Below are 12,215 nucleotides of genomic sequence, written 5' to 3' on the forward strand. Positions count from 1 at the left end.
CTGGCCGCGCGACGGAAGTCCCGCCGGGTGTGGCGGTCGGCTCACTTCCGGCGCGACGTGGTGACGACGGCTCCGAACAGGGCGAGGCCCTTGACGACGACACGCGGGGCGGCCGGACCGGCCGTGTCACGCCGCGCCCGTGCCTCGCGTCCGCCGAACACCCCGAACAGACCGAACCCCCTGACCTGGAGGTCGATGTCGTCCGGCACCACGATCTCGGTGCCGCCCCACAGGGCCACGGCCCGGATCACCGTCTCCGGCGCGGCGAAACGGGCCTCGGTCAGGTCGAGCCGGCCGCCGCCCCACATCGACCAGGCGGTGAACCGGGGCGGCACGACCCACCCGCCGTCCCGCCGGAACCCGCCGAACACGCCGAGCGCGAACCCGGACGCCGGTGCGCCGTCCCCCACTGCCGCGTCCCTGGGCCCGGGCGCGGGCAATCCGCTCCCGGCAGCCCGCAGTTCGCCCCGCGTCCGGGCGGCGTAGATCCGGTCGAGCCGGCCGTCGAGCTCGTCCAGCGGCAGCCGGCCGTCCGCCACGGCGTCCCGCACCCGCTCGACGACCCGCTCCCGCTCCTCCTCGGAGACGAGCACGTCGCGACCGGGTCCCGCCTGCCCGGCACGGTCGGGGCCGTACGCATGTTCACCCATGGGGACACTCTCCCATGTGGGCAACTCCCTTGGACGGCACAGCCGTTGGGCGCGCGGGACGCCGTACTGCACACAGAGAGCCGGACGCGCCCCTGCTCACTCCGTCCAGCGAGGCCACCTATGGCCGCCGTGGCCGTGGTGGGGGCCGCCCGGGCGGTAGGTCCGCGAGGCGGTGGGTGATGCGGTGGGCGAGGCCGTGGGGGCGGCGGACCGGGTGACAGAGGGCTCGGTGGTGGCCGGCCGGCCGCCGTCGGGGCCGCTCGCGGTGGTGCTCGGGCGCGGGGCGGCGGGGCGGGCGGGCGCGCTCGACGGCACGGCCACGGCGGGGCGGGTCGCGGTGGCCGGAGCCGACGCGGGCGGCGCGGTGGTGGGCACGGCAGCACCGGCGCCCGCGCCGCCCGTGCCCTCGCCTTCGCCGTCCGTGCCGTCGTCGTGCTTCGTGGGGGCGTCGGCGGTCCGGCCGCCGCCGGCGTGGCGGGACCCGTCCGGGGAGCCGGAACCGGACAGCGCGGCGATCACCGCGACGGTGCCGGCCACCGCCGCGAGGGCACCGCCGCCGACCACCGCGCGCCGGCGTCCGCCCGCGCGCCGCCGCGCCCGCCCACGCCCGGCCCGGCGCGCCCCGGCCCCCGCGAGTTCCGGCGGCGCGGGCTCGGCCGGGCCGCCGGGCACCCCGGCCACCGGAGGCAGCTCGCGTGTCGCGTCGTAGTCGTTCTGCCAGCCGTGCGCGGCGGCCGGGTCGGCGTACTGCTCGTACGCGGGGGCCGGAGCCGGCAGCGGGTGGTACACGTTCGGCCGGACACCGAGCGCGCCGCCCGCTCCCTGCGGCACGTGCGCCTCCGCTTCGTACTCCCGTTCCGTGGACATGTCAGCGGATTCTAGGGACGCAAGACCCCTGGAAGACATTCGGCGGCGCCCTCCGGGCATCCCCGTGTCCCGGGTGGTGGAAAACACCGCCCATGAGGCACGAGGGGGCCGTAAGCTCACGGACATGCAGGTGATCCAGTCGACCAAGCTCGCCAACGTCTGTTACGAGATCCGGGGCCCGGTTCTCGAAGAGGCCATGCGGCTGGAGGCGGCGGGCCATCGCATCCTCAAGCTCAACACCGGCAACCCGGCCGCCTTCGGCTTCGAGTGCCCCCCGGAGATCCTGGAGGACATCCTCCGCAACGTCTCCACGGCGCACGGCTACGGCGACGCCAAGGGTCTGCTCGCCGCCCGCCGCGCGGTCGTGATGCACAACCAGACCATCGGCATCGAGACGGACGTCGAGCACGTCTTCATCGGCAACGGCGTCTCCGAGCTGATCGTGATGGCGATGCAGGCCCTGCTGGACGACGGCGACGAGGTCCTGGTGCCGGCCCCGGACTATCCGCTGTGGACGGCGGCCGTCTCCCTGTCCGGGGGAACGGCGGTGCACTACCGCTGCGACGAGCAGTCCGACTGGATGCCCGACCTGGCCGACATAGAGCGCAAGGTCACCGACCGCACCAAGGCGATCGTCATCATCAACCCGAACAACCCCACGGGCGCGGTGTACGACGCGGGGGTGCTCAAGGGGCTGACGGACATCGCCCGCCGGCACAACCTGCTGGTCTGCTCGGACGAGATCTACGACAAGATCCTCTACGACGGCACCACGCACACCCCGACCGCGAAGGTCGCCCCCGATCTGCTCACCCTCACCTTCAACGGCATGTCGAAGGCGTACCGGGTGGCCGGCTACCGCGTCGGCTGGATGTCGGTCTCCGGCCCGCGCGCCCACGCCGACTCCTACATCGAGGGCCTGACGATCCTGGCGAACATGCGGCTGTGCGCCAACATGCCGGGTCAGCACGGGGTGGTCGCCGCGCTCGGCGGGCGTCAGTCGATCAACGACCTGGTGCTGCCGGGCGGGCGGCTGAAGGAGCAGATGGACGTCGCCTACGACCTGCTCACCTCGATCCCGGGCGTCAGCTGCGTACGGCCCAAGGGCGCGCTGTACCTCTTCCCCCGGCTCGACCCGAAGGTCTTCAAGGTCAAGGACGACCGGCAGCTGGTCCTGGACCTGCTGCGGCAGGAGAAGATCATGGTCGTCCACGGCACCGGCTTCAACTGGCCGGAGCCCGATCACTTCCGGGTGGTGACCCTGCCGACGGTCGGCGACCTCCGGGACGCCGTCACCCGCATCGGCACCTTCCTGGACGGATACGGCCAGCCGTAACCGGCGGACCGCGTTCCGTGACTCGAATCAACTTTAGACGAAATCCAATGTAGGATGGTTTCCTGTCAGAGCACAGGAGGCCATCCCCATGTACGAACCGATCCGCTCCAAGTCGGTCCACAGCACGATGGCCGGCACCTCCTGCGACTTCCCCCACCGGTCGCGCGAGGAGGAGCTGGACATCCAGCTCGCCGGACACCTCGCCGCGCTGCTCGCGGTCACCGACGAACTGCGCGCCCTGACCCCGTCCGCCGACCTGGACACCGCCGCGGAACGCCTCGCGGCCCAGGTGGCCCGGCTGCGCGGCGGCCGTACGCCGCTGCGCGCGGCACCGGCCGCGGCGGGCGACCCGGCCGCACTGCACCGGCGGGCGCACACGCTCGCCGGACGCGCCCTCGTGGTCGCCGCCTCCCGCGCGGACACCGCCGTGGCGATCCTCACGGCCGAGCGGATGGACGCCCACGCCGCCGGGACCGACCCGAAGACGCTCAGCCCGGCCCACTGACCCCGCCGAGGGGTCCCCCTGTCGGCCCCGGTCCGCGCGCACCCGCAGCGACGCGCGGACCGGGCGCCATCCACCTCACCGCCGGCTCCGGCCGGTGCCTTCGCCGCGCCCGGTACACCTCCGGGAGCAGGCAGCACGGAACACGAACGGACGGCCGTCCCGCGCGCCGCGGTCAGGCGGACGCGGCGAGGAGCCGCAGCGCCTCCTCGGACGCCGAGCCCGGTTCGGCGCCGAGGACGACCAGACGCTGCCCCGGGTCGGCCGGAAGGTCCATGACCTCCTCGCCCAGGGTGCTCCCGGCGCAGTCCCGGTACCTGGCGGCGGGCACCCAGCGGGCGCAGCCCCACGTCCCGCGGCCGGAGCCGGTGCCGGCGGGAGGGCAGGAAGGCGCCCGGTTCCGAGGCGCGTCGCATACCGTCACGCCGCATACACCCACTGTGCGGCACTCGGTCACCCTGCTCCCCGGCGACCCGCCTGACCGGCCCCGCCCGCCCCGCCGCGCCGGAGCGGCCGGACACCCCTGTTGCCCCACCGGGCCGGCCGGGCCGGACACCCCGGATGCCGAAGGGTCCCGGAAGCCGAAGACCCGGGGCCCCGCACGCCGTTGTGCGGGGCCCCGGGCGGGTGGTCACCGCGGCCGGTCGTGACGATCGCTGGTCAGGGCACATCCGGACCGGCCGCGGAGTCTTGCGGGTACGGGGCTCAGCCCAGGCGGTCCAGCAGCGCGTGGTACTGGTCCCACAGCTCCTTCGGGGTGTGGTCGCCGAAGGTGTTCAGGTGCTCGGGGACCAGGGCGGCCTCCTCGCGCCAGACGTCCTTGTCCACGGTGAGCAGGAAGTCCAGGTCGGACTCGGGCAGTTCGAGCCCGTCGGTGTCCAGCGCCCCCTTGGCCGGCAGGATGCCGATCGGGGTCTCGACGCCCTCGGCCTTGCCCTCCAGCCGCTCCACGATCCACTTCAGGACACGGGAGTTCTCGCCGAAGCCCGGCCAGACGAACCGGCCCTCGTCGTCCTTGCGGAACCAGTTGACGTAGTAGATCTTCGGCAGCTTGGACTGGTCCTTGTCCTTGGCCACGTCGATCCAGTGGGCCATGTAGTCGCCCATGTTGTAGCCGCAGAACGGGAGCATGGCGAACGGGTCGCGGCGCAGCTCGCCGACCTTGCCCTCGGCCGCCGCGGTCTTCTCGGAGGCCACGTTGGCGCCGAGGAAGACGCCGTGGTTCCAGTCGAAGGACTCCGTCACCAGCGGCACGGCCGTGGCCCGCCGGCCGCCGAACAGGATCGCCGAGATCGGCACGCCCTTGGGGTCCTCCCACTCGGGCGCGATGATCGGGCACTGCGAGGCCGGCACGGTGAAGCGGGCGTTGGGGTGGGCGGCCGGGGTGTCGGACTCCGGCGTCCAGTCGTTGCCCTTCCAGTCGGTCAGGTGGGCCGGGGGCTCCTCGGTCATGCCCTCCCACCACACGTCGCCGTCGTCGGTGAGCGCGACGTTGGTGAAGACCGCGTTGCCCCACAGGGTCTTCATCGCGTTGGCGTTGGTGTGCTCGCCGGTGCCGGGCGCGACACCGAAGAAGCCCGCCTCGGGGTTGATCGCGTACAGGCGGCCGTCCTCGCCGAACCGCATCCAGGCGATGTCGTCGCCGACGGTCTCCACCGTCCAGCCGGAGATCGTGGGCTCCAGCATGGCGAGGTTGGTCTTGCCGCAGGCGGAGGGGAAGGCGGCGGCGACGTACTTGGCCTCACCCTGCGGCGGGGTCAGCTTCAGGATCAGCATGTGCTCGGCCAGCCAGCCCTCGTCACGCGCCATGACCGAGGCGATACGCAGCGCGTAGCACTTCTTGCCGAGCAGGGCGTTGCCGCCGTAGCCGGAGCCGTAGGACCAGATCTCGCGGGTCTCGGGGAAGTGCGAGATGTACTTGGTCTGGTTGCAGGGCCAGGGGACGTCCTCCTGGCCCGGCTCCAGCGGGGCGCCCAGCGTGTGAACGGCCTTGACGAAGAAGCCCTCTTCGCCCAGTTCGTCCAGGACGGCCTGGCCCATGCGCGTCATCGTGCGCATGGAGACGGCCACGTACGCGGAGTCGGTGATCTCCACGCCCAGCGCGGACAGCGGGGAGCCGAGCGGGCCCATGCAGAACGGGACGACGTACATCGTGCGCCCCCGCATGGAGCCGCGGAACAGGCCCTGGTCGCCGGTGAAGATCTCCCGCATCTCGGCGGGGGCCTTCCAGTGGTTGGTCGGGCCCGCGTCCTCCTCCTTCTCGGAGCAGATGAAGGTCCGGTCCTCGACCCGCGCGACGTCGGTCGGGTCCGAGGCGGCGTAGTAGGAGTGCGGGCGCTTGACCGGATCCAGCTTCTTGAACGTTCCCCTGGCGACCAGTTCCTCGCACAGCCGCTCGTATTCGGCCTCGGAGCCGTCGCACCAGACCACCCTGTCCGGCTGGGTCAGTTCGGCGATCTCGTTGACCCACGAGATCAGTTCCCGGTGGTTGGTGGGGACGACGGTGGGAGCCGCGTTGTCGCGCGCCACGATTGCTCCTAAGTGAGGGTTTTCAGGTGTGTTCGCCCCGTGGGGGCCGCGACCCGGACGCTTCGTAGCCGCTCATCCGGTGCCGACCGCACTCATTTGATCATCCGAGTCTAGTGCCCATCTGTCCAGAGGGCATCACAAGTGAGCGGCGTGAGGAATCCCACGATGTCCAGGTTGTTTTGCGTCCACGTTGGGTTCAGCTGAAGGACTTTTTGCCAAGCGCGCGAGAGTGACGTGGATGCGCGCGCATTGACGGTCGGCTTACGGAGGCGTCGGTACCATGCCCCGCATGACTGCGTCCGTCCCCGACGCGCCCACGGACACGCCGGCCGCCGGCCGCGGTCCCGTCGCGCTTTCCCTGCCGCATCCGGTCAAGCCCCGCCTCCGCGGCTGGCTGCACCTCGGCATGTTCCCGGCCGTACTCATCGCGGGCCTCGTGCTCACCGCCCTCGCCGACTCGACCAGAGGCCGCATAGCCTGCGGCATCTACGTCCTGACGGCGTGTCTGCTCTTCGGCGTCAGCGCGCTGTACCACCGGGGCAACTGGAGCCCCCGCATGGACGGCGTGCTGCGCCGCCTGGATCACGCCAACATCTTCCTGATCATCGCGGGCACCTACACCCCGCTGACCCTGCTGCTCCTGCCCGGCGGGAAGGGCCGCTGGCTGCTGTGGGGCATCTGGGCCGCCGCCGCGGCCGGCATCGTCTTCCGCGTCTTCTGGGTCGGCGCCCCTCGCTGGCTGTACACGCCCTGCTACATCGCGATGGGCTGGGCGGCCGTGTTCTTCCTGCCCGACTTCCTGCGCGCCGGCGGCATCGCCGTCCTGGTCCTGGTGGTGGTCGGCGGCCTGCTGTACAGCGCCGGCGGCGTGATCTACGGCATCAAGCGCCCGAACCCGTCACCGCGCTGGTTCGGCTTCCACGAGGTCTTCCACTCCCTCACCCTCGCCGCGTTCGTCGTGCACTACGTCGGCATCTCGCTGGTCGCCTACCAGCACGCGTAAGCCGCCCCCTGGAGAAAAACCGCAGAGGTCCGCGCGGGGTCCCGTGCGATGCTGGCCGGGTGAACGCAACCGAGATCCACGTCGAAGTCGACCCCGCGCTCCATCTGTTCGTACCGGCCGCCCGCCGGCACGGGGCCACGGCGCTGGCCACGGACGGCGTCTCGACGCTCGGCCACGTCATCGAGTCCCTCGGCATCCCGCTCACCGAGGTCGGCGCCCTGATCGTGGACGGCCGCCCGGTCCTGCCCGGGCACGTCCCGGGCGCGGCCGAGCGGGTCGTCGTCCGCCCGGTGGAGCGCCCCCAGCGGGTGCCGGGCGCGCCGCTGCGCTTCCTCCTCGACGTCCATCTCGGCACGCTCGCCCGCCGACTGCGGCTGCTCGGCGTGGACACGGCGTACGAGTCGACGGACATCGGCGACCCGGCGCTCGCCGCCCGCTCGGCGGCCGAGAAGCGGGTGATGCTCAGCCGCGACCGGGGCCTGCTGCGCCGCCGGGAGCTGTGGGCCGGCGCGTTCGTCTACAGCACCCGCCCCGACGACCAGCTCGACGACATCCTGGACCGCTTCGACCCCGGGCTGCGGCCCTGGACCCGCTGCACCGCGTGCAACGGCCTGCTGCGGGAAGCCGCCAAGGACGAGGTCGCCGACCAGCTCAAGGGCGGCACCCGGCGCACCTACGACGTGTTCGCCCAGTGCGCGGAGTGCGGTCGCGCGTACTGGAAAGGCGCGCACCACGATCAGCTGGAGGCCATCGTGGAACGCGCCCTGAACCGGCGCGGAGCCGTACGAAGCTGACGCCCGCTCAGCCCGGCGGAACCGTACGACGCCGACGCCCGCTCGCCCGCGCGGGGTTCAGGCCAGCTTCGCCCGCAGCGCCTCCGGGTCGGTCACCGGCAGGTCGCAGACGAAGCCCCGGCAGACGTACGCGGCCGGGGCGCCGTCGATGAGGGTGCGGCCGGCCAGCAGCGGGAACTCGTCGCCCTCCGGGGTGCCGCAGGCGACGACGGCCCCCGGGGCGGCGCCCAGCAGGGCCGTACGGTGCAGGGCGGCCGTCCGCTCGTCGTCCGGGCCGGGTCCCACGACGGCCACCTCGCGCGGCCCGTCGAGCAGTGCCTCGGCGACGGCCAGCCCCCACCCGATGAACCGCGGCACCCGCGGCCCGAGGGTCTTCACGACCCCCAGCGCCCGCTCGGCGGCCACCCGGTGGGCCTCGGAACCGGTGTGGGCGGCATAGCCGAGCAGGGCCCCGGCCGCGGCGGTCCAGCCGGAGGGGGCGGCGTTGTCGGTGGGGTCCTGGGGGCGGCGGATCAGTCGCTCGGCGTCGGAGGCGGTGTCGAACAGGGCGCCGGTGTCCGGGTCGGTGAACCGGGCCAGGACCTGGTCGAGCAGCAGTCCGGCGAAGTCGAGCCAGACGCCCTCGCCGGTGACCGACGCGAGCGCCAGGAAGCCCTCGGCCACATCACCGTAGTCCTCCAGCACGCCCGCGTTGGGGCCGACCCGGCCGTCCTTGCTGGTGCGCGCGAGCCGGGCGTGCTCGTCCAGGTGGACGCGGACGAGCAGGTCGGCGGCGCCGAGCGCGGCCTCGACCAGGTCGGGCCGGCCGAAGTAGGCGCCGGTCTCGGCGAGCGCGGCGACGGCGAGCCCGTTCCAGGCGGCGACGACCTTGTCGTCCCGGCCGGGGGCGGGCCGCCGGGCACGGTCGTCGAACAGCCGGCGCCGGACGGACGCGATCTTCTCCGCGTCGAACACGCCCTCCGTCTGCGGGAGCCGCAGCACCGACTGGCCGTGCTCGAACGTGCCCTCCTCGGTCACGCCGAAGTACTGGGCGGCGAGCTCGGCGTCGTCACCGAGGGCGTCGCGCAGCCGCGCGGGCGTCCACACGTAGTACGCCCCCTCCACGTGCCGTCCGGTGCCGTCGTCGCTGTCGGCGTCGAGGGCGGAGGCGAACCCGCCTTCGGGCGTGCGCAGCTCGCGGACGAGGAAGTCGGCGGTCTCCAGCGCGACCCGCCGGGCGAGGTCCGAACCGGTGGCCCGCCACAGATGGGCGTAGACCCGGCACAGCAGGGCGTTGTCGTAGAGCATTTTCTCGAAGTGCGGCACGATCCAGTCGCGGTCGACGGAGTACCGGGCGAACCCGCCGCCGAGCTGGTCGTAGATCCCGCCCCGCGCCATCCGCTCGCAGGTGTCCACGGCCATCTGCAACGCGCCCTCGGCGCCCGTGCGGGCGTGGTGGCGCAGCAGGAACTCCAGCACCATGGACGGCGGGAACTTGGGCGCGCCGCCGAATCCGCCGCGCTGCGGGTCGTACTCGCGGGTGAGGCCGAGCAGGGCCTGGGCCAGCTCCTGCTCCCCGGGCGCCTCGGCGGCCTGCCGGACGATCTCCCGCTGGGCGAGATCCCGGACGATCTTCCCGGCGACCTCGCTGACCTCGTCGTGCCGGGTGGTCCAGGCCTGCTGGACGCCCTCCAGCACCTGCCGGAAGGAGGGCATGCCGTGGCGCGGGGCGGGTGGGTAGTAGGTGCCGAAGTAGAAGGGTTCGGCGTCGGGGGTGAGGAACACGGTCATGGGCCAGCCGCCGTGCCCGGTCGCCGCCTGTACCGCCTCCATGTACACCGCGTCCACGTCCGGCCGCTCCTCGCGGTCGACCTTGACGCTGACGAAGTGGTCGTTGAGGTAGTCGGCGGTGGCCTGGTCCTCGAAGGACTCGTGGGCCATGACGTGGCACCAGTGACAACTGCTGTACCCGACGCTCAGCAGGACGGGTTTGTTCGTCCGGCGGGCCTCGGCGAAGGCCTCGGCCGACCACGGCCACCAGTCGACGGGGTTGTCGGCGTGCTGGAGCAGATACGGGGACGTCTCATGGGCCAGTCGGTTCACCGTTCCACTCTCCCACGGGCTCCGGCGGCGCGTGGCGCCCACGGCGACCGGCGCGCGGGGAGGACCGGACCGCCACGGCCGTGCGTCGGCGGTGTGGCGGTGCCGGTGTGGCGGTGAGCCCGGCCGGCCCTACTGTGCCGGGGAGCCGGCCTGCTTCCCGGCCGGCTCCGCCCCGGTGTCCGGGGCCTCCTTGAAGTCGACCTTCTGCATGTGCTTGCTCATCGACTTCATCAGGCCCCAGACGGCCACGGCCATCACCGCGAAGACGATGAAACCGAGGACACCGGGGGTGACCTTGTTCTGGTCCACCTCCTTGGCGAGGGGGACCAGGTGCGTCATTGCGAGGCTCACGCTTGCGCTCATGTCAGGCATTGTCCCGGATGCCCGCGAAGAGGTCGTCCTCGGGGAGGGAGGTATCGACCAGAGACTTCGCGAGCTCGTACTCCTCGGTGGGCCAGACCTCCTTCTGGAGCTCCAGCGGCACCTTGAACCAGCCGCCGTCCGGGTCGATCTGCGTGGCGTGCGCGATCAGCGCCTTGTCACGGATCTCGAAGAAGTCCGCGCACGGAACGTGCGTGGTCAGCGTGCGCTCGGTGCGCTCCATCTCGTCCCAGCGCTTGAGCCAGTCCCCGTACGGCGACTCCAGGCCGCGGTCGAGCATGGCCTGGTGCAGGGCCTCGGTGCGGGGGCGGTTGAAGCCCTGGTTGTAGTACAGCTTCAACGGCTGGTGGGCGGGCCCGTACTCGTCCTCGGGGTACTTCGCGGTGTCCGCCGCGCCCTCGAACGCCACCATGGAGATCTTGTGGGTCATGATGTGGTCGGGGTGCGGGTAGCCGCCGTTCTCGTCGTAGGTGGTGATCACCTGCGGGCGGAAGGAACGGATCTTCCGCACCAGCTCGCCGGCCGCCTTGTCGACGTCCTCCAGGGCGAAGCAGCCCTCGGGCAGCGGCGGCAGCGGGTCGCCCTCCGGCAGCCCGGAGTCCACGAACCCCAGCCACTCCTGCTTGACGCCGAGGATCTCGCGGGCCTCGTCCATCTCCTTCTTGCGCACCTCGTGGATGTGCTCCTCGATGTACGCGTCACCCTGCAGCTTGGGGTTGAGGATGGAACCGCGCTCTCCGCCGGTGCACGTCACCACCAGCACGTCCACCCCCTCGGACACGTACTTCGCCATGGTGGCCGCGCCCTTGCTCGACTCGTCGTCGGGGTGCGCGTGAACGGCCATCAGTCGCAACTGATCAGTCAAGACTCAATCCTCGGTAACTCGGCGCCCCCGTGGCTCCGGGCGCAGTCGGCGGCTTCTATAGTGACTCAATCGGGGGGCGAATAATTCCGCGGAGAGGACGATCATGAGTACCGCGAGCACGCGGCTGCCCGAGGGCCGCTACGGCCGCTCCTCGGACGAGCGCGCCGACCGCAAGCTCAGGATCGCCGCCTCGGTGCTGGGGGCGGCCCTGCTGGCCCTGGTCGGCTACTTCGCCTACCACTACGTGGCGCGGAGCGAGATCAGCGCCCAGGTCATCACCTTCCAGGCGTCCGACGACAAGGTGAAGGTCCACCTGGAGGTCCACAAGGACGCCGGCACGTCCGGCTACTGCACCGTGCGGTCCCAGTCGGAGGACGGCGCCGAGGTGGGCCGGGCCGACTTCCGGTTCTCCGGGCCGGACACGCGCATCGACAAGGTCGTCACGCTCCGTACGACCGCCCAGGGGACGACGGCCGAGCTGCTGGGCTGCCACGCCGACTGACGGCCGACCGGCGGACACTCCCCGGCGCCACCCGGAATACGCGGCTCCTGACCTGCGTTGACGAGATTTACACGGCTTATGTCCTCCCCCTTTCGCCCATGAATTGTTAGGCTCGTGGTTTCGCCCATCCATGAGGGAACATTCTTCTGGGTAGGGCGATGCTTTGTATTCCCAGTACCGACGAGGAGCACCCTGTGACCCAGACCAGCGAGAACGTCACCTGGCTGACCCAGGAGGCGTACAACAAGCTCAAGGACGAGCTTGAGTACCTTACTGGTCCTGCGCGCACGGAGATCGCCGCCAAGATCGCGGCTGCGCGTGAGGAGGGCGACCTGCGCGAGAACGGCGGGTACCACGCGGCCAAGGAGGAGCAGGGCAAGCAGGAGCTGCGCGTGCGCCAGCTGACCCAGCTCCTCGAGAACGCCAAGGTCGGCGAGCCGCCGGCCGCGAACGGTGCCGTCGCCCCGGGCATGGTCGTCACGATCGCCTTCGACGGTGACGAGGACGACACGCTGACGTTCCTGCTCGCCTCCCGCGAGTACGCGAGTGCCGACATCGAGACCTACTCCCCCCAGTCCCCGCTGGGCGGGGGCGTCATCGGCCACAAGGTCGGTGAGGACGCGGAGTACGAGCTGCCCAACGGCAAGAAGGCCTCCGTGCGGATTCTGAAGGCCGAGCCCTACACGGGCTGACCCGGGCCCCTG

The 12,215-nt window shown here is 71.9% G+C and carries 13 protein-coding genes; 6 read left to right on the forward strand and 7 right to left on the reverse strand.

The genetic code is table 11. The features are described from left to right. Positions 1-41 precede the first annotated feature (41 nt). Both Srubr_RS26760 and Srubr_RS26765 read right to left on the reverse strand, forming a co-directional pair. Positions 42-650, reverse strand: coding sequence for a DUF1707 SHOCT-like domain-containing protein (locus Srubr_RS26760; protein ID WP_189993736.1), 609 nt, complete (start codon positions 648-650; stop codon positions 42-44). Positions 651-746: 96 nt separating this feature from the next. Beyond that, positions 747-1,517 carry a hypothetical protein gene (locus Srubr_RS26765; RefSeq protein WP_189993738.1) on the reverse strand — a complete coding sequence of 257 codons (771 nt, stop codon included), beginning with the start codon at positions 1,515-1,517 and terminating at the stop codon, positions 747-749. Positions 1,518-1,641: 124 nt separating this feature from the next. Here Srubr_RS26765 and Srubr_RS26770 point away from each other — a divergent pair, with 124 nt between their 5' ends. Then, positions 1,642-2,853, forward strand: coding sequence for a pyridoxal phosphate-dependent aminotransferase (locus tag Srubr_RS26770; protein WP_189993740.1), 1,212 nt, complete (start codon positions 1,642-1,644; stop codon positions 2,851-2,853). An 88-nt stretch (positions 2,854-2,941) separates the two neighbouring features. Further along, positions 2,942-3,358, forward strand: a complete 417-nt coding sequence (locus Srubr_RS26775) for an SCO4983 family protein (protein ID WP_189993742.1) — start codon at positions 2,942-2,944, stop codon at positions 3,356-3,358. A gap of 172 nt (positions 3,359-3,530) precedes the next feature. Here Srubr_RS26775 and Srubr_RS26780 read toward each other — a convergent pair whose 3' ends face one another. Both Srubr_RS26780 and Srubr_RS26785 read right to left on the reverse strand, forming a co-directional pair. After that, positions 3,531-3,686, reverse strand: a complete 156-nt coding sequence (locus tag Srubr_RS26780) for a hypothetical protein (RefSeq protein WP_189993744.1) — start codon at positions 3,684-3,686, stop codon at positions 3,531-3,533. Between the two features lie 374 nt (positions 3,687-4,060). Continuing rightward, the gene (locus Srubr_RS26785; protein ID WP_189993746.1) at positions 4,061-5,884 is read right to left on the reverse strand and encodes a phosphoenolpyruvate carboxykinase (GTP); all 1,824 of its coding nucleotides are present in this window, start codon (positions 5,882-5,884) and stop codon (positions 4,061-4,063) included. Between the two features lie 289 nt (positions 5,885-6,173). On the opposite strand from Srubr_RS26785, the gene trhA reads away from it, so the two are divergent. Beyond that, positions 6,174-6,887, forward strand: a complete 714-nt coding sequence (gene trhA / locus Srubr_RS26790) for a PAQR family membrane homeostasis protein TrhA (protein ID WP_189993756.1) — start codon at positions 6,174-6,176, stop codon at positions 6,885-6,887. 59 nt (positions 6,888-6,946) lie between these two features. Beyond that, a complete protein-coding gene (locus Srubr_RS26795) occupies positions 6,947-7,681 on the forward strand; it encodes a Mut7-C RNAse domain-containing protein (RefSeq protein WP_189993758.1) in 735 nt (244 codons plus the stop codon). A 57-nt stretch (positions 7,682-7,738) separates the two neighbouring features. Here the strand turns inward: Srubr_RS26795 and Srubr_RS26800 are convergent, their stop codons facing one another. The 3 genes from Srubr_RS26800 to mca form a co-directional block, all read right to left on the reverse strand. Next, positions 7,739-9,763: a thioredoxin domain-containing protein gene (locus Srubr_RS26800; RefSeq protein WP_189993760.1), complete on the reverse strand. Its 2,025-nt coding sequence runs from the start codon at positions 9,761-9,763 to the stop codon at positions 7,739-7,741. 129 nt (positions 9,764-9,892) lie between these two features. Then, positions 9,893-10,135, reverse strand: coding sequence for a hypothetical protein (locus Srubr_RS26805; RefSeq protein ID WP_181794606.1), 243 nt, complete (start codon positions 10,133-10,135; stop codon positions 9,893-9,895). Further along, complete coding sequence (mca, locus tag Srubr_RS26810) at positions 10,128-10,988, reverse strand: mycothiol conjugate amidase Mca (RefSeq protein WP_189994507.1); 861 nt, start codon at positions 10,986-10,988, stop codon at positions 10,128-10,130. Before mca ends, Srubr_RS26805 begins: the two co-directional genes overlap by 8 nt. Before the next feature lie 124 nt (positions 10,989-11,112). Here mca and Srubr_RS26815 point away from each other — a divergent pair, with 124 nt between their 5' ends. Then, on the forward strand, positions 11,113-11,511 hold the full coding sequence (locus tag Srubr_RS26815; RefSeq protein WP_189993762.1) for a DUF4307 domain-containing protein: 399 nt from the start codon (positions 11,113-11,115) through the stop codon (positions 11,509-11,511). Positions 11,512-11,705: 194 nt separating this feature from the next. Beyond that, positions 11,706-12,203 (forward strand): transcription elongation factor GreA, encoded by a 498-nt coding sequence (greA, locus tag Srubr_RS26820; RefSeq protein WP_189993764.1) that lies wholly within the window; start codon positions 11,706-11,708, stop codon positions 12,201-12,203. Positions 12,204-12,215 lie beyond the last annotated feature (12 nt).

It is taken from the genome of Streptomyces rubradiris (assembly GCF_016860525.1).
Lineage (GTDB): Bacteria > Actinomycetota > Actinomycetes > Streptomycetales > Streptomycetaceae > Streptomyces > Streptomyces rubradiris.